15 protein-coding genes, 1 pseudogene and 1 CRISPR repeat array are annotated in these 18478 nt (G+C 43.7%); of the genes and pseudogenes, 2 read left to right on the forward strand and 14 right to left on the reverse strand.

Going from position 1 to position 18478, the window contains the following annotated elements:
- The first annotated feature begins 230 nt into the window (after window positions 1-230).
- Entirely contained in the window at window positions 231-752 is a 522-nt protein-coding gene (locus SPICO_RS05880) for a hypothetical protein (protein WP_013739758.1), read from the forward strand.
- Between the two features lie 76 nt (window positions 753-828).
- Here SPICO_RS05880 and SPICO_RS10390 read toward each other — a convergent pair whose 3' ends face one another.
- Both SPICO_RS10390 and SPICO_RS05890 read right to left on the reverse strand, forming a co-directional pair.
- Window positions 829-978, reverse strand: a complete 150-nt coding sequence (locus tag SPICO_RS10390) for a hypothetical protein (protein WP_013739759.1) — start codon at window positions 976-978, stop codon at window positions 829-831.
- Window positions 979-1246: 268 nt separating this feature from the next.
- Entirely contained in the window at window positions 1247-1573 is a 327-nt protein-coding gene (locus SPICO_RS05890; RefSeq protein WP_013739760.1) for a hypothetical protein, read from the reverse strand.
- 110 nt (window positions 1574-1683) lie between these two features.
- On the opposite strand from SPICO_RS05890, the pseudogene SPICO_RS10565 reads away from it, so the two are divergent.
- Window positions 1684-2028, forward strand: a pseudogene (locus SPICO_RS10565) (SDR family NAD(P)-dependent oxidoreductase); the annotation flags it as partial.
- 76 nt (window positions 2029-2104) lie between these two features.
- A CRISPR array of direct repeats spans window positions 2105-4118; the repeat unit is 28 nt; unit sequence TTTCTAAGCTGCCTATGCGGCAGCATAC.
- Window positions 4119-4202: 84 nt separating this feature from the next.
- Here the strand turns inward: SPICO_RS10565 and cas6f are convergent.
- The 12 genes from cas6f to SPICO_RS05960 all read right to left on the reverse strand — a co-directional run bounded on the left by cas6f (window position 4203) and on the right by SPICO_RS05960 (window position 18339).
- Window positions 4203-4784, reverse strand: coding sequence for a type I-F CRISPR-associated endoribonuclease Cas6/Csy4 (gene cas6f, locus SPICO_RS05895; protein ID WP_013739761.1), 582 nt, complete (start codon window positions 4782-4784; stop codon window positions 4203-4205).
- 9 nt (window positions 4785-4793) lie between these two features.
- Window positions 4794-5828 (reverse strand): type I-F CRISPR-associated protein Csy3, encoded by a 1035-nt coding sequence (gene csy3 / locus SPICO_RS05900; RefSeq protein WP_013739762.1) that lies wholly within the window; start codon window positions 5826-5828, stop codon window positions 4794-4796.
- A 1-nt stretch (window position 5829) separates the two neighbouring features.
- Window positions 5830-6723 carry a type I-F CRISPR-associated protein Csy2 gene (csy2, locus tag SPICO_RS05905; protein WP_013739763.1) on the reverse strand — a complete coding sequence of 298 codons (894 nt, stop codon included), beginning with the start codon at window positions 6721-6723 and terminating at the stop codon, window positions 5830-5832.
- Window positions 6720-7922 carry a type I-F CRISPR-associated protein Csy1 gene (gene csy1, locus SPICO_RS05910; RefSeq protein ID WP_013739764.1) on the reverse strand — a complete coding sequence of 401 codons (1203 nt, stop codon included), beginning with the start codon at window positions 7920-7922 and terminating at the stop codon, window positions 6720-6722. Before csy1 ends, csy2 begins: the two co-directional genes overlap by 4 nt.
- Before the next feature lie 20 nt (window positions 7923-7942).
- Window positions 7943-11236: a type I-F CRISPR-associated helicase Cas3f gene (cas3f, locus tag SPICO_RS05915; protein WP_013739765.1), complete on the reverse strand. Its 3294-nt coding sequence runs from the start codon at window positions 11234-11236 to the stop codon at window positions 7943-7945.
- A complete protein-coding gene (gene cas1f, locus SPICO_RS05920; protein ID WP_013739766.1) occupies window positions 11233-12210 on the reverse strand; it encodes a type I-F CRISPR-associated endonuclease Cas1f in 978 nt (325 codons plus the stop codon). Before cas1f ends, cas3f begins: the two co-directional genes overlap by 4 nt.
- Window positions 12211-12794: 584 nt before the next feature.
- Window positions 12795-12923, reverse strand: a complete 129-nt coding sequence (locus SPICO_RS10520; RefSeq protein ID WP_013739768.1) for a hypothetical protein — start codon at window positions 12921-12923, stop codon at window positions 12795-12797.
- Between the two features lie 127 nt (window positions 12924-13050).
- Entirely contained in the window at window positions 13051-14235 is a 1185-nt protein-coding gene (locus tag SPICO_RS10125; RefSeq protein WP_013739769.1) for an MFS transporter, read from the reverse strand.
- Between the two features lie 4 nt (window positions 14236-14239).
- Window positions 14240-15064 (reverse strand): SPL family radical SAM protein, encoded by an 825-nt coding sequence (locus SPICO_RS05945; RefSeq protein WP_013739770.1) that lies wholly within the window; start codon window positions 15062-15064, stop codon window positions 14240-14242.
- A gap of 285 nt (window positions 15065-15349) precedes the next feature.
- On the reverse strand, window positions 15350-16786 hold the full coding sequence (locus SPICO_RS05955) for an RNA-binding domain-containing protein (RefSeq protein WP_013739772.1): 1437 nt from the start codon (window positions 16784-16786) through the stop codon (window positions 15350-15352).
- Window positions 16787-16950: 164 nt separating this feature from the next.
- Window positions 16951-17127, reverse strand: coding sequence for a helix-turn-helix domain-containing protein (locus SPICO_RS10280; protein ID WP_215904601.1), 177 nt, complete (start codon window positions 17125-17127; stop codon window positions 16951-16953).
- A gap of 42 nt (window positions 17128-17169) precedes the next feature.
- Window positions 17170-18339, reverse strand: a complete 1170-nt coding sequence (locus tag SPICO_RS05960) for an AIPR family protein (RefSeq protein ID WP_013739773.1) — start codon at window positions 18337-18339, stop codon at window positions 17170-17172.
- Window positions 18340-18478: the final 139 nt, after the last annotated feature.

Consider the following 18478-nt stretch of genomic DNA (forward strand, 5'->3'; position numbering starts at 1 on the left):
CCACAAAGAGAATCGCACATCCCAATCACAAAATAAAGTCTATCAGATATGAAATCTGACCAAATCTTACTTGAACGTACACCCAGGTTCCTTATACGCTACAATCGATCGGAACAAACCAAGCATAGAACCAATCCTCAAAGAAAGGCCATCAATGCCTCGCAAGCCCAAGCACCCCTGTTCCTATCCTGACCGTCCATGTCTGACTGATAGCTGTTATTGTGACGAACATGCAAAGCTGGTTTCCCAAGGTATGGGGGCAGTTGCAAATTGACATTTTCATAAGGAACAGTGACGTATCACTCTCAGGGACACTCCCTGATTCTGCCGATTGGATTCAGGACTCCATCGGTAACAACAGAATCATCTACAGCCACCACCGCCCCACAGGTGTGCTGCTTTTCTCAACTTACTTCCGCTGTGGTTGGTTCGGAGGTGGGCATTTTAGAATCTACAAGTGGATACATGGAGGCTGGAATGAAACTGTCTATGCGGCCAATTTTGGATGGAATACCAATACCACGGTCAATGCCAATAGTACGGGATCAGGACAGTACAGGATTTGTTCCGAGACTGCTTTTCAGTTCGTAACCATCAGCTGGAGAATTTATTGTGGCCAGACGGATTGCACCAAGGGCAAGCATCTGACCGTATATGACGGATTCAGATCCAGCATCAATACATTACCGGGAACCTTGATAACACCAAGTCTTTGCAATTCGCAACGGGTCGGGACACTGGGAACACCATAGGGGGATTATTATGGCGATAACAGTAAAAAGAAATACCCAGACGGTATTCGAATATGACATCAGCTCGTTTTCCATTTTAGATGTGCTCGTATCTCTGGGCATTGGTAAGCTTGTCGGCTTCCTCGTCCAACAGCTTGTTCAGCATCGCCTCGACACTTTCCCGCACCAATGTACCCAGCTGTACTTTCACAACGTCCTCATTAAACTGTATGATTTTCTCCGACATGGTCTGTCTTCTCCTTGGTGTTCTGTAGTGTTTGGTTACCTACATTCTACCAAGTGGAGGCAGGCCATGTCTTTCTTGGCCTCTTTTTAATTGAGCAAAATTTAGCGTACCTTATCAAGAAATACCGGTTCAACACTTTATTTTTAGTCAATTAAAACCGTAAGGACACTCTAGTTCTCTAAAAGACACTTGAAGGCACTCTGTTACTACCTGTAGGATACAATCGGATAAGAACAAAGACGCAGAGAATCGTCTTTAGGCATTTTTTCTACATAAAAGTGAGCATGGTCTGTTTGTTCGGATTTCTAAGGGCATAAGCCCGTGACTTATGGATACCATAGTTGATGAGAATGAAGCCATCACATTCATCAGGCATCTTCGGCAAATCGAACGATGTCAACCCGTCAACATCAAATATTCCAGGCCTTCTGATATTGACGAAAAATCCTTGAGTATCCGAATCAAGCTTTCTATTCACGAACATGTTGCTGGTTGGTCTATAAAACACTACTTCAGGTTCTCCACTTTCATCAACAGCATAGGAAACACCTTTGTCTGGCATTATCTTCAAAACTGCTTTTTTGTGAAAAAACATGAAATCCTCCTAAATCAAAACCCTGAATCCATTATAACACGTAGTCGAAGGCATATCAAAGGAAAAGAGTCTATGCCCACCCATCGCGCCAGTGTCCGTACCAATCCTAGATATCCAGCTTTGCAAAGCTTCCAGCTTATAAGGAAGCGGTAGCATATTGTGAGTTTGATATTACTCATACAGATGAAACTGGTAGAGTTGTAGCGGGGATTATTGCCGACCACGGACCAATTGATATTCTTGTGAACAATGTGGGAAATCACTGCAAGAAACCAATAGAAGAAATGACAGTGGAAGATTATCGGTCGGTATTAGACGTACATCTTGTCGGAGCGTTTGCTTTGACAAAGGAACTTGTTCCCCACATGAAGACCCGCAACAAAAGCACCATCATCTTCCATGCGAGTATGACCAGCTACATTGGTCAGCCGGAAGTTTCTGGCTATTCAACGGCTAATCAAGTGTTTGAAGTCAGCTCAATTTTTGTTCAGCAGTTTCTGCCTGTACGGCAGGAAATAATACATTCAAGGATTTCTAAGCTGCCTATGCGGCAGCATACTGTTGGCAAAGACTTGACAGCATCGCCTGTGATTTCTAAGCTGCCTATGCGGTAGCATACTCCCCTAGCATAGTGTCTATCAGGTCTTTGTATTTCTAAGCTGCCTATGCGGCAGCATACAGATGAGCATCTATGAGCGAGCATATACAATATTTCTAAGCTGCCTATGCGGCAGCATACGATGTTGTCCTTCCATCCGTCATATTCGTCAATTTCTAAGCTGCCTATGCGGCAGCATACGACTGGGAGGCCAACCGCTCGGACTCCCTTGCATTTCTAAGCTGCCTATGCGGCAGCATACGATTCGCCGACAGGTTCGCACTGGAAGCCGGAGTTTCTAAGCTGCCTATGCGGCAGCATACGCAGGCCGTCAAGGATTCCTTGCGTCTGCGGCCTTTCTAAGCTGCCTATGCGGCAGCATACATTCAGGAGATACAGATTGTCCTCTATCTCAATTTCTAAGCTGCCTATGCGGCAGCATACTACAGTTCCTCGATGCATATCAACTTTTTGTCTTTCTAAGCTGCCTATGCGGCAGCATACCATGGTGAAGACGACATCCTCGGTGATGGTGATTTCTAAGCTGCCTATGCGGCAGCATACATCCATCCTGCTTTCCCTGCTCGCCTTCTCATTTTCTAAGCTGCCTATGCGGCAGCATACCCACGCCGTTGCCCCGGCTGAACCTTCCCAATTTTCTAAGCTGCCTATGCGGCAGCATACGGGGCAATCGGGAGCGGTCTGTCCGTTGAGTCTTTCTAAGCTGCCTATGCGGCAGCATACCAACAAGTAAAGCTGGTAGTCCTCAAGCCCGATTTCTAAGCTGCCTATGCGGCAGCATACACTTCCCGATGCTTTTCCCTGTCGCTTTCTCAATTTCTAAGCTGCCTATGCGGCAGCATACAGTATACAACCTGCCAAGGCAGAAAGCAAGAATTTCTAAGCTGCCTATGCGGCAGCATACGTAGATGAAGGACTCCTGCCTGCGGCGGATTTTTTCTAAGCTGCCTATGCGGCAGCATACGATGAGGTCGTTTTGTACGGTATCGATGTGGTATTTCTAAGCTGCCTATGCGGCAGCATACTTTCACGGTCTGCGCCCAGAGCCTGCGCCTCGTTTCTAAGCTGCCTATGCGGCAGCATACGAAGGGGGACAAGGGGGACACCGGGCCTTCCGTTTCTAAGCTGCCTATGCGGCAGCATACGCTGTCGTATGACTTGCTGAACGTCTTGGCGTTTTCTAAGCTGCCTATGCGGCAGCATACTTCCGACGCCCAGCTTGAAGTTCGAGGAAAAAATTTCTAAGCTGCCTATGCGGCAGCATACGCTAAGTTTTTCCGAGCGGAAAAGATCCCTTATTTCTAAGCTGCCTATGCGGCAGCATACGTCCTGTTTGGCACTCTGGGCGTTCTGTGACATTTCTAAGCTGCCTATGCGGCAGCATACATAGCGGGAGGCGCCAGCTATCGGATTGCAGATTTCTAAGCTGCCTATGCGGCAGCATACCAACCTGCCAAGGCAGAAAGCAAGAAGACTGTTTTCTAAGCTGCCTATGCGGCAGCATACATGATGAAATTCTTCATGGCCTGCGTAGTTCTTTTCTAAGCTGCCTATGCGGCAGCATACGGGATCGGTGGTCATCATCGGACCGACGGAAGCTTTCTAAGCTGCCTATGCGGCAGCATACCTGCCCGTGTTCCTGTTGTGCAGTTTTTTGACTTTCTAAGCTGCCTATGCGGCAGCATACAGCGTCAACCAAATCCTTTCCCTTGTCAGCGCTTTCTAAGCTGCCTATGCGGCAGCATACTGTAGTTAGCCTTGAGTGCTTTTATAAGGATTTTCTAAGCTGCCTATGCGGCAGCATACATATAAGTGCGTGTGGACCACTGCGCGGTAGTTTTCTAAGCTGCCTATGCGGCAGCATACCCGACAGCATCACCTTTACCGTCACGGATACATTTCTAAGCTGCCTATGCGGCAGCATACACAAAAAAAATCAACACAAATTCCTACTCTATATAGAAATAAAAAACAAAATCGGATTTAACCTTCTGATTTTCTATATTACCACTAGAATTCAGGGACGGTGCAAATCGCGCTCAACCCATATGTACTAAAAGAAAACTCACGAGAAACTTCAGCAAGTTCCTTTTTTATGAAAAGACAGAAGTCTTGATGAGAACTCAAACTTTTCATATATATGTAAGGAAACAAATTATCCGAAGATTTATTTGAACCGGGTACTTTCAGACGAGCCAAAGCCTCATCATAAGACAGTCCCTCACGAGAAGCTTTCCTTCGTGCAATTTTCGGCAGATTTCCATTCGGCTGCAACCTTTTATACAACGCATAAGTACAGCCGTCGGGAATATTCCCAATTCCCGTCACATGCACATAATCAGCAAAATCCGCAAAGGTCCGCTTCGCATCCAAGGAAATAAGATTCTGTTCTGACTCAGCAAAAACACGTAACTTACTTCCCACACTGAGAGGATTTTCAGCATAACCTGGAAATGATACCCCATAGGGAACAGTCCTGAAAGCATCCTGCAACCCTACAAAACGCAAATGCAGTCTCATGAAAATCTTCTTCCATAAAAAAGGTAAGGGCACCTCAATGCCGGGCAACAATGTTATCTCAACGTATTTCATAGTTATACCCTATTTATCCTTTCCACTTTTCCCAAAGACTCCACCGCGAACCAATACAGCCATGACATAATCCACAGCCTCCTGAGACACTAATGACTCTCCAAATACGAACTTATCAAACAATGAGAAAAAGTCCAGTTTAGGTTTCCCAGGTTCCCTAAAAACCTTACCTAATGTAGTAACAACGCCATAAGGCTCAATTGCTATGGGGCCAAAAGTATTTTCTTCGTATTCCGGATACCATGTATCAATTGTCCGCAAGGCATTTCCAATCTTCTGGGAATGAAGAGCCGCAACATCGTCCACCTGATAGAGAATCTTGCTTTTTTGGTTTTTATCCTTCGGCTTGTTCAACACAAACTCCTCACTGGGATACACTTCCTGACCTTTCCCTACAAGCACATAGGCATCGACTTCCAAAAACAGGAATTCATTCTTACCCAAAAAAGTATCCGCAATATAAGATGACAGTTCATCCAAATCTCCATTCCTGAAAGTAAAATCATCTTTCAAGGAAAAAGATTTTGCATTGAATGCCCACCTCTTGTCTGAAGCAGGAGCAGCAATACACACCTCGATTTTCTCTGCACCTACCCTGTTCCTCCACAGGAAACGCCCATTTGCAAGATTTGTTGCATACCGATGGCTCAATTCCGCAAAACCAGTATCAGCAATGTATTTTTCGACTTGAGAAACCAGCTCACTCCTGAAATCATCATTATTACACGCAGAAGGGATTCCAACGCCACTGAGGAACTTGACTGTGAAATGAACTTTCAAGGTGTCATGGTTGAAATCCAGTGCACATCCATCAACAATCTGAGGATTGGGATTCTTAACAGCAGCATCAAGCTTCAAGGGATCTTCTTGGAATTTTTTGAGATTTGAAATTGTTCCCCTGACAGTTTTTTCATTCAAAATCAGAGGCATGGCCTCTTCTGTCCGATTTTCCCAGTTCACACCATAAAACAACCCGGCAGACGGAACAATTTTCTTCTCAAATGCCAGGACAGTGGGCATTACTTTTTTTTCATTTTTTGCCATTTTATTCATCTCCTTCTATCAGTTTTTCATTTCTACAGACATACAATTCATTGTCAGCGGTGACATGGTAATGCCACAGCATGTCATCCAATTTCCTAATCCTATATACCATCTTGAATTCACCTAATGTAACCACACTTTCCACAAACCTGTGGGGAACAGAAGTATCACGTTGTCCTGGAGAATCCACAAAACCAGTTATTGCCTGATATCCCACAGAAATTGGAACAATCCAGCCCATCCCTTTACGATTCTGGCTCCATTCAACCACATCATCAGCCTGCGAACAGGTATTATGAACCTTCAGGTAATCCAACACCACATCCATCGCGTCTGCCTGAGGATTCTCTTTTAGAGCATCCACCATCAACTTTCTCCGTTCAACAAGAACATAGCCAGGCATGAGTGAACCCATCAGTCTGGGCAGGGATTCTGTATCAGCATTCTCAAGACGGGGCTTACCGGCCTTCATCACATCACCAGAAGCAATTTTCATCCGACCTATGAGAATTCCATTCACAAGATTGATGAAATCATTCCTGTACATTAAATCAAGACCGGAAATTTGAATAATCAAAGAGACCTCAAGAGAACACTTTGCCTCTTCAATAAATGAAGGACGATCACCCTTTTTATCCAACGGGTTAGAAGTCCCAATGAGAGACGCTACATATTTTTCTCGATCCCTGTAGGAATGCATGGTAAAGTCATGACAGACAATGCCAACCCCTTCACACTTCACCAATTTCATATTTTCATTTTGTACTATTTCTCTTTGTAGGAAATGGGCGGCCCCCAGCCATGCTGTCATTGCAGGGAAACCGACAGTGTAGGGACTGGAGTGCGCATTGGCATTCAGAACACAGATATGAGGCAGAACCATGACAATACTCATAAAAGACCTCCTTCAGAATCCCTAACAACACTTTTGATGTGGAGGAAATCATCATCATTCAAAGGAATCCCACTGTCTGGTCGAAAAGATTCTAAAGCTTTGAAAATCCAGCGACCTATCTCATCGATGAGCCTCTCAAGCCAGTCCTCAGAAGTATAACGCTCTTCAGCATACAGGGAATCCAGCCAGATTTTCTGATATTCGGGAAGCTGAGCATAGTATTCTTCCTTAGTCCAGCCACCTTCATAAGAGCGTATTGCCAAACTTTTTTGGATGATCTTATCAACAATTACCCCAAAGATTTCATCCCTTCGGGTCCTGACTTCAACATTCCTATCAGGCGCTGCAATAATATCTCGTAGAGCCTTGAAATCATCCGCAAAATCTCTCACATACAGGGAATTGAAGAAATTACGCCGGGGAAGACGGACAGCTCGTGCATGCAGGACGGGAGGAAAGCTTGGCAGAAGAAGTGAAACCCCACCCGCACGGTTGTTCAACACCCCTGCATTCTGTGAGTTAGAACCACCATAACCCATCTCAGTCAAGTCAAACACTTCATCATAGCCCTCATGTATTTCATTGTTTTTCTTTGCCTCCCGCCCTTCTTTTGCTTGGTCAGAAAAGCGGATTTTGCTTATCCTTTTATTCATTTCCGATACCAAGACGGAAGGAGTAAGAATAGAAAGTAAGTGATATTCATCCTTTCCAACAGGAAAGTACACCTGTTTCATAACATCCTGAGTTGTCGCATAACCAGCTTCAGGCATTATTTTCATGAATCCAGCACAGGCCGTTTGATACTCAGCATCACTTAATCTCAATTCCTGTTGTAATATCCTGCTCCTCTGCTGAACATGATGGAATACCGTATGACCATCTTCAAGTACTAAAGAAAGAAAAGTGTACACATCCAATGCCGCAGCATTTCCCAAACAGTCAAGTTTTTCCAAAGTGTCGACATATCGTACATCGCAATTTCCGGTTCTCAGATAACCATCAGGAGCTTGGGGTCGGGACAAAGCAATACAACTTGCCTCCTTGCATGCCGAGGTATGAATATACTTTCCACTGTGAGTAGCCATGACCAATTGATTTGCCCTAATTGCCGCCTTCAGAATCCACTCAGAAACAGAAGACTTGTTCTCAGGTTTAAACAGGTCTTTTTTTGTGAAGAAATCTACAAGTGTTTTATCCAAGTTAATCCTCCTTAGATGTTTTAAAAAAAGTACTCTAAGCCCAACTGGTCGGAATAGCAATAAGAAAAATTATTTCCTGTTGGAACTTCAATCTCCCCATAGCGCAGAGAAAGAACCTTCTCACTCTCCCCTGTCCTCTCTGCCTGCTGGGTAAGCTGCTCGGCATAATCCCTGGCAAGCCAGAACCGCTTCCGGATATACTCAGGACTGTTTGCAAAAGGCTCCTCCCTGTGGATATTCAAAGGCTTCTCCTGAGAGTGAAACCCTTTGTCATATATGCCGAACACCAACCTGTCATTCTCATCAAACGAGTCATAGCATAGGATGGATGGCCTGCGGGAACGGAATGGACAGAATACCTGGGGGAAAGCAGTCATGAACCAGAAACCCTGCAACCAACCCTCCATAGAGTCCGGACCAATCCGTTCATAACTTGCCAGCTTCCGCGATATGGTATAGTGTTCCAGATCCACCAGACTTGTTTCGTACTGGAGCGGCTTTGTATCATTCCTGACAATCCGTGGACTTGCATTGATGGACTTACCGATTCTTTTTCCATCGATAAGCTGGGACATATCATGCGTCTTCAACATTGCGTCTTCACTCTCATACCCAGGACGACAGAACACAGGTTCGTTCCCCGTGCCCAGTAGTCCCGCCAGATTGTATTGCATGATGTAAATGTTAGGCATGTCCCCAAAAGGAAGACGATGCCGTCTGACACGTCCTGCCAGCTGGATGATCGAGCGGTATGAAGACGGCTCAATGACTGCCCAGTCAAAGTCATGGTCTCGGCCTACCTCTTCCACAGGCGTGGCAACTACGATGAAAATGATATTTTTTCTTGGCGATGTATCAAGATGGTGCCGTATTATGGGATCTGCTAATGACTTTTCCCTCTGCTCTCCAGGATTCGCTAGAATAGCATCTAAATGCCTCTCCTGGCTGTTCCTGAGCAGAAGGACTTGTCGGCTATGGTATGCCATGACTCTTACATCATACTCGTCTGGATACTCACTGGCAATCAATGTCCTGGTCAGATCAATGCAATCATTTACATGGGCGACTCGGATACAGCCAAAAGAAACCCTTTTCCCAGTATTACCATCAGTTATGGAGAAGTTGTCATGCAAAGTCCGCAGGCTTTGCATGATCAGTTCATAGTAGCCCTTCCTCTTTTCATTCTCTCCTGTGAGCGAGAAAAGAGACTGGCATGACACAATCAGACCTCTGCGTCGTACGCCATGTGATGCCTCATTTTCCCGCAGATAGCGGATCCGCTTCATGCCGAAGTCATGATGTTCTTTTCTGAATGCTTCGCAGGCGGAATCCGGCAGGATCATGGTGTTCGTAGTGACGCGGCAAGCAAATTCATCTATCCAGGCACAGCCGATATCCTTGGTCAGGTTGTGGAATTCCGCATAAGCCGCCCATCCCCTTTGGTAAGCCCGAAAATAGCCTTCGGCCATGTCGGGCGGTATGGTAGCTGATGAGAGTACGACTTTACGTCCCAGCATCCCCGCCAGATGGATAAGCCGGCCAACAGCAATCATGGAGTCTCCGGTAAAATCATCGATTTCATCAATGACCAAGTCAGAAGACATGAGCCGGATAAAAGGCAACATCCACCTCCCACCTTTTTTTACTTCCGTTGCCGCAATAATGTAGTCGATAGTACAGGCCAGGACAGGCGAATAGAGAAGCTGGCTGCTTTTCCGATCGTTCAGCAGGACAGCCAGTTCACTCTGGAGAATTTCTGAGTCATAATTAACCTCACCATCAAAAAGCCCTCGTGAGGATTCCGATTCTCCTCTGTTTTTCTCATCCTTCTGTTTCTGGTTAAAAAGCTCTTCAAAAGCTTTTGAGCCAATGATAACGGCCAGTTCGGTATCATCTAGGCCAATTCTTTTCCTGTATTCAGCACCGGTCTGTAGGGTCAGCGTACGCAAGCCCAAGGCAAGGACATAGCGAAGGCCTTTCTCCTCTTTTGATAGACTCTGCATGATTTTTGCATTCCCGACGGTCTTTCCGCATCCCGTACTGGCCATATTGATGGCAAAGAAACCGAAATGATCTGTGTCTGCTGACTGAGGACGTTGGGCAACCCAGTCTGCAACCTTTGTCGAAGCCTTGTCCTGCCAGTAATAAATGGGAGATATCCGGCTCTTTTCTTTCAAGCTGTTCACAGCCTGCACCGTATTCCCTTCTTCAGCAAAAGAAGGGAGAAGATGGGCTGAGCGCAGAGCTTTTTGCATGACACCGTTCAGGTGATCATCAAGAGTTTGTTTCATGTGCCCCTGTCCATCTGTGTTGGCATAGAGCTGCTTTTTATCAATCTGTGTGGGTGGGTCATCTTGGAAAGAATAGGAATAATCTCCCAGCATGAGAGATAAACGGGCATAAGAGAGCACCAAACGAAATGAAGATTTCGGCCAGGCGAGATCAAATGCAGGCAATCCATCCAAAGCCCTGAGAGCCCATTCCTTTATATTCTTTACCCAGAGGAGTGACTGGCAAGGTAATCCCTTCGGAAAGAGAAAACAGTGAGCGACAGCCTCCCCCCGCTTTTCATATCCCCAGTCTTTCTGTATGAGAGCCAGAATACCCTGCATGTTCCTCTTGAGTTTATCGTTTTTCAAATAAGCCTCTGAATAAACTGGTAGCTTATGGTGGGAAAGAATCAGCCACACAATAGTTTGAGCCAGAGGTGGCAGGCTTATGAATGGCTGGGATCGCCGGGACATCTCCAAGATTCCGTTGATGATGGTTTTTTCATCAAAAATACCCGTGACGCAGTATTCCAGCCAGTCCCTATCAGAGGTACCAGCGCTGGTGACGAGAGTGGTAAAGAGAAGAGCAGAAATCCATTCATGCCGAAGGGGATCAGCTGAAGGCCGGCTCTCCTGAAGTTTTTTCTGGAAGTAGAGCGAGGCTTTTCCCCAGTCATGGAACAGAGCTGCCAATGCTACAAGATATTGTATACAGGGAAGCTGATCCCAGGAATTCTCCCATTTTACATTGACAATATCCTGATGCGTAATGCTGACAGGAATCCTGCCCGTTCTATCAAAAAGATTCCTGTTACCAACAACCCATAGCAACTCAGAACCAAAAGTTCCGTGCAGGTAATGGCAGGCAACGGCTGTGTTCTTACTTGCAGTCTTTTTCAAGAGCTTTTTGACAGCAAGAAGGCCTTCTTCTGTAATGACTGTCCGCCATACCCTGTCCCCAATCCTGTCAGCAAAGGTATCCAGGACACGGGCTGTGCGTAGCATTGCTTTCTTGGAGCATTGGGAAACAAACATGACAATCATACGGGATAGTCCTCCTGCTGGATAAAGCCAATGGCATGTTTCTTGACACAGGTGAACATGTAATCCAAAGCTTTGTATGTGGCAAAATTCTGTAGACAGAGCTCCCGGAACTCCCGTTCCTTCATCTTTTCCTTGGCGGCAATGAAGGCAAGGGGAAGAACAATGGCATCCTTGACAAGATCGGCAACATCAAAAACCAATGCACCTCGTCTGGTCTTTCCATGCATGACTGCAAACCCGTGTGGGATTCCCAGAACCCATAGGCAGGTTGCAGTAAGGCCATAGGCAAGATAATTTCCATGGTTAAGGAATGTGTTCACAGCATCCATAGGTTCATCACGATTCCGCGTGAATCCAGAAAGGCCGGTTTTCTGTGCGGCGTATTTGAATAGCCTCTTTGTCATCTGAGCTTCTAGTCTCAATAGTTCATTGACCGTCGGAGCTTGGACGACTTGCTGGGAATAACGCGTGAGGGCATCCTCAATCTCTGCGTCATCCATATAGAAGCCTGCATTCTGCAAGTATTTATCTTTATGCCAGATTTCAGTTAAGAATTCGATGCGATATTCTTGAAAAGCTTTTGCTACTTTCAATCTTTTATCATCATCAAACCAAAAGCTCACCCATCCTTGCAAATATTCTGTAGGACGATATTCACTTTGAGGCGTAACCCACTCAATTTCATTCCCTGCAAACAATGGCGTTCCACCAGAACCGGAAAACCCCAGCAGCACTCCCGCTGAAGCAATCATGCGGACAGCAGCCTGTGTTATTGAGGTTCCAGTACCTAACAATATGACCGTAGTATTGGCAATGGGGATATTCCAGTATTGGAATTCATTTTTCATTTCAGTCAGAAATACAACCCTACCGTCTTTCACCATGAGCCGGGCTTTCTCAATGTAATAGATATTTGCCCGTTTTGAATGAAGAATCGCCTTCAAATCCGAGAGATATTCCAAGGCTGTGCCCATCCTTTTCAGTTTTGGTATTACTTTAGAATACGCTCACTTGCTGGGCAATACCAATCTTTATTTACTTTGCTTCATGATTTAGGTAGATTCAAGCCAGAAACGACCATCCATAAATATGGCTGTTCGATATTTTGACAGAATGATGTCTTTCAATCCTGAGGAGCATAAAAGACTTCTTGGAATCTTGATGGATGCCTGGGTCAACCTGGATGCGACTGAACTTGTGAAGCATATCAGCTTGGATTTCCAATACGACTCACAATGGGTTTTCAATAGCATGTACGCTGAAGAATATCCCTCTTACATTAAAGGAAAATTTGAGACAAGCAAAAGGACGGGAGTTTTCCCCTCCGTGTCCTTAGTCAATGACACACATTCCCCCGGAGGCATGTTGAAACTGGAACAACAGGGCAATCCTCCTGGATATCTCAGAATACAGTGCTCAGAAGGGCTGATATGCAAGATAGATATGAGTATGTGCTGATTACCGGAGGATAAACGTATCCTCAATATCTATCTCAACTACTTTTAGGAAAGCAGTTCGAAAGGGAGCCTTTTTTACGTCTCGTCAACAGGAGCTTTCCTCATGGGATTTTCCAGGACTGTTCCGCTCCTAGCAACTTGTTCAGCGTCGCCTCCACGCTTTCTCGTACCAATGTGCCCACCTGCTGTTTTACGACATCCTCGTTAAACTGTATAATCTTCTCCGACATGGTCTGTCTTCTCCGTGGTGTTTTATGGTGTTTGCTACCAACATTCTACCAAGGGGAGGCAGGACATGTCTTTCATGGCCTCTTTTCAAGAGAACGAAACTTAGCATACCTTATCCATATAAATCTCCTATTCTCTCGAAATATTTCTGAGTCCAAATGCAAACCCTGAATATGATACTATTGAAAATAGGATTACGAAAACGACGCTAGCACTGATGGACAACTTGTCGTTTAAGAAACTTATCCAAGATACTAGTATCATTTGTATTATTCTTGTAAAAGTTGAGATAACGCTTAAAACTCTACCAGAATAAGTTAAATCCATAGCATTGATGTATTGTGTGTTCATCTTCACTCTGATTACAGAACAGGCCAATCCGAAATAACACATGCTTATTATAAGCATTGCCGGTAGTATATTAATCCTTAGTATGATCATTGTGACTAATATCATGATGAACGCACCATTAGTTATTGAGCTGTCCTTAAATCTTCTTAAAATACCAATTCCCAATAGAAGACTCCCAATTGCAACACCGATACTATATCCAGAATAAGAAAATGAATATAATTCTGGTTGCAGGGGATATTTCTCAATAACCATTACTGGAAGCAAAAGATTAAAACAGGCGGCAATTAGCGTAGGGAAATATGCTAGAAATCCTAAAATAAACAACTGTTTTTTTGAGACTAAATATTTCAACCCTATTTCCATCTCTCGAAAATATGATTTTCTTTCGTTGTCATGGTTACGAACAATTGGTGGCTCAGAATAGAATATGATAATGAAGCTTGATGCGATAAAACAGATTGAATTAATTAAAAGAACTCCTTGGATTAAGAATCTATTAAATAGTAGAGCTGCCAATAAACCGGCAATAAATGAACTTGAGTGCAACGAAAATTCAATGTATGAATTTGATTTAGAAATGAGTTCTTTCTTGTCCAACTTTCGGATTAGGGTCGATACAGAATTTGAGTACAAAGAGAAACCCAATCCATTAATAAAGTTGAGTATATAAAATTCGTATACTGACACGACACCTGAAACTACAGCAAAGCATACAAGTAACGATGCGACTCCTCGGATAATACTAATTACAGATATTAAGTGTTTTACTCGAAACTTATCGATTAGTATTCCCATAAATGGTGAAAATACTAATCCGGCAAAGGTATATATGATTGATTGTAATGCAACAGTTGAACTAAGGCCTGTAAGTTCTAATAAGAACCAGTTCACACTAATAAAACAAACCCAAGAACCGAAACCAGTAATAAAATCTACTGATAGTAAAATTAAGTTGTTCATAGTATTATTCCTTGCGGTGTTGGATGATTTCAGCATGTCGCAACGAAAAATTATAGCGGGAAATGCTCTCATTAACTAAAACTTCAAGCTTTTTATGCGATGAATCTAAATACTTCTTTGATAGAACCTCAACCGGGACTTTTCCTCTCAATCTTAAGGCAATCTGAGCATTGATGTTCAAGTATTCAACAAACACCTCTTGTACTCCAACATTATGAAGAACGCGAAAGATATCATCAAGCTCATCGGGTTTCTCTTGATAGAAAGGCAATAACGGCCCAATAAACGCATATGTCTTGATGCCACTTTCTACAAGCTTTGCCAAAGTCTTGAGCCGTATAGTGTTTGAAGGTGCTCGGTTCTCATACTCTATCCTTTTACCCGATGAAGCTGTAACTGTTATGCCTACTTTTAGATTATCAATACGAGTAAGAATATCTATATCACGGGTGACGATTGGAGACTTCGTTAGGATTTCAACATAACCAAATGGATTATTCTTTATGAGAGTTTCAAGAATGGAATGAGTTATCTTTTCATTTTTCTCTATCGGCTGGTAAGGGTCAGTTACTGAACCAATCAAAACTCTTTTTCCTGCGTAATATTCACGTCTCTTTAAGGCCTTCTCTAACAACTCTTTTACATTCTCCTTAACGTAGACATAGTCTCCCCATTCAGAGACAGCCCTTCCTTCAAATTTTGCCATGAAGCATGCATAGCAGTAGTTACAGGCAAAGTAACAACCCGTGTAAGGATTAATCACAAAGTCAGCTTCTGGGAGAGCCGACTTTGTAAGAATTGCTTTAGCTCTGATATGTTTTACGTTCATTGACCGCCCCTCCAAAAAAATTGAATGAGACTACAATAACAAGTAACAAATACTTAGAACGATTGTTCTTGAAAATGACGCTACTGCTATTCTTGTCAGCCAATTTCGTTGCCTTGGAGAAAGGCTGATTAGCTTCGGTCATTGTCACAATCAGTTTCGTGTTGGTGATCATAGTATTACCTCACAGCTGAATAACCTCGTAATACCCTCTCTCAGGGGGCGGATGCTCTTCTAGTTTATACTTCTGTTTCCCGACAAAATTCTGGAAGTCTTTTGATAAACAATCTATGAATTCTTAGCCGTTACATATCTCTGATAACGGCTGTTCGGCTTATCCGGTATGGTCATGCGCAATTTCCCAGAATCAAGCAAAGGCTTGAGATATACCTTCCGGAAATATTCCCGATGTTCAATGCCGATATGCGTCTGCATCTCATCCCTTGTTCGTGGAATTGAACAGAATTCTATGAGTATTTTCAGACGATTATCTTGCGCGGTATCTTGCGCGGTATCTTGCGCGGTATCTTGCGCGGTATCTTGCGCGGTATCTTGCGCGGTAAGAGTCATAGACACATAGTTTACATTCTTCAAGACGACACGAAAGTCCGATGGAGTTGAGAAAAATTCAGGTTTCATCTTGTCCGTATAACCAGGAAGTTTCGCTGTCTCGTTCAGAATCTTTGACAACCCGCTGCCACGACGCTCCATGAATTTCATACGATGAAATAAGTCTGCGATTACAGGATTACGCCGTGCAGAACCGATGGAGCGGATATCCCTGTCCTGAATCGCCCGACCATCGAACATTCCTCCTGGACTCTGGATCTCAAGGCGGTCATCGAACATATCGACATGAATCTCACTGCCCAAAAGAATATAGTCACGATGAATGAGTGCGTTCACAATCGCTTCGGTCACCGCACGGTCGGCGTAATCGGGCTTATCGACACGATAGTCCGCTTCCTTCACAAAGCGCATCTTGGAATTGTTGCGTATGAAGTCACTGCTGTTCCGGAGTAAGCTGATCAAATTGCCTTCATATTCCTTATCATCCAAGGCGTCGTCAAAGATGGAACCTTTATCGAGTCCATTCCATCGCGTACAGAATATCCGTGAGTTACGGACAATGTACTGGTCGGCCATCAGCTTGCCGGCGTTGGTCAGGAACCCCTGCCTGTCAGCCAGTCCAAAAGAGATGTAATCGGAATCTTCAAAATGTATCCCGGCTTTCTCAAGGTAGGTTGCCTCAAGCAAGGTAAAGCTATAATCCGTCTTTCTTGCATCGGTAACCATTGCATCAAATGAGCGGTTCGTACCTTTGAGAATCAATTCATTCAGAACATGGTCAGGAGCAGGCATGCTCTCGTTCCCCACCCTGATGTACGCCTCCATGACTCCGTCAGCTTTATAATAATACGGAGTCGAACGACCGGGCAAAATCTTCAAGCTCAGGATATCCTTTTCATTCTCCTTGATTGCCTTCAACTCAATCTGGGGCAATGGAGTAATTCTATCCTTGATAAGCCGACTGATGGTCTCAGCATCGTCCTGCGCAGAATCAAGCCCAACGACCTGTTTGTCATCGGACACTCCGAATAGGAGCATACCTCCGATTGAATTGGCGAAGGCACTGACGCTTTTCAGCCAGCTCTTCGGTTTCTTCTTTTCCAGTGCGATCTTGAATTCATAGTCGGAGACTTCCGCAACAAGCAACTCAATCATGTCTGGCCCCTTCATTTTTCACAGCTATCATATTACCATACAAAGCAAGAAAGATAATCATGAGTGTTTAGGTTTACGCCTGCATGGTGATAAGACACCATGACCCATCCGTTCTCCTTCACATGTCCAATTCACCTTTTATTGACCGTAATCAACACTACATTCTACTCTTTTTGAAAATCTATCAGTTTTCTGATATCATCAATTTTTAGAGCTTCGGCAATCTTTGAAAGATGTTCAAAGTTACTGACTGTTCTTGTTCCCCGAATAATATCACTAATGGTTGATTCACGTACACCAGACATCTCAGCTAATTTCTTCTGAGTAATGCCTTTCTTCAAGTAAATCCTTAATTCTCAACCGGATATTGAAACCAGCCATCTTTAAGCTCCTAACAGTTTCTGTTGTACCGTCATATATGCTATGTCCCAGACATTTGGATCCTTTCCAACAGCATTCGGATTATCTCCAATGGAACTGGCAAAACCCACGACTTTTGTTGCAAGGGATTGTTTACAATCTTCCCAAACTGCAATAGGTCCATTAATAGTCTTTTTCCATTCGTACTTCTCTGTAGTAAAATTATATTCTAGAAGACACCTGAAAGCTGCGACAACTGGATAAATCAATCCATTGGGAATCTTATAAAAAAGATCTTGCATTCCAAATTTGCTTTTCCCGACAACTCGATTATTTTTAAAGCCAGAGTACTTTTTCCTTCCATAGCGCCCTCCACCATTATTATAGGCATCCGCAAACTCTAGTTCTATTACATCATAAAGATCAAAGATGTCGGGACTAACATTTACCAATTTTCGATATTTCTCTGGATTTTCCAAATAGTATTCCAACATCTTTGCTTTAGAAGAATAAGCTTGAATTGGATGATTCCCTTCATCAAAACGCTCACTATCGAACATATTAATGATAGCAACTATTTCTCTAGCATCGATCATTCTTTGACTTTTCCCAGTCTCTGTATCTTGAGTTACCTGATTTTGTTTGAAAGCAATTCGTGAAAAAAATGGCATCCCATCAAGAGCTTCTTTTATTGGATCAAAATGATTGGCTAACTCAGCCATAGATTTGACATCCACCTGTATGGAGGTATTTCTGGCTTCAGCTAGCTGCTCTATGATGTCTTCTACCCCAGTCATGACCTCAAACTGAACAAACTGACTAAGACTTCCATCTAAATGGTCACATACTATTTTATAAGTATGTCCCCCATCAACGTTGCCATGCTTTTCATCATCATCAAAAAAAATGGTGACTTCTTCTGTCCTGTTGTTATAGTTAACACTTGCAGCCGAAAGCACGATACCACGATTTTTCAAATGAAAATAACCATCATTACTTTCAAGTGACTCTTGGATCGCTTTTGCAACATCTGTATTCAACTTTTGATCTCGTGGATTGGTAGCCATTGGGATGTTTTTTATGACATCTCTAACCTTTACATAAAACACGTATTTAGCCGATTTTGAATTCTCGGACGGATCATCGAGACGCCGGAAGGAATTACTTTTTACCTTCATTGTAGCTTTAAACATTTTTTTCTCCTCTCCTACTTGGAATCAGCGTTCCAAGAGGCAATGTTTATGCGATATTCAAAATATTGTAATCAAAGTGTTAGAGGTAATCGCTATTCTGTCAATTGGAATCCATTATTTTTTTACTTTTCCTACTCCT

Origin of the sequence: Parasphaerochaeta coccoides DSM 17374 (genome assembly GCF_000208385.1) — a bacterium.
Taxonomy (GTDB): domain Bacteria; phylum Spirochaetota; class Spirochaetia; order Sphaerochaetales; family Sphaerochaetaceae; genus Parasphaerochaeta; species Parasphaerochaeta coccoides.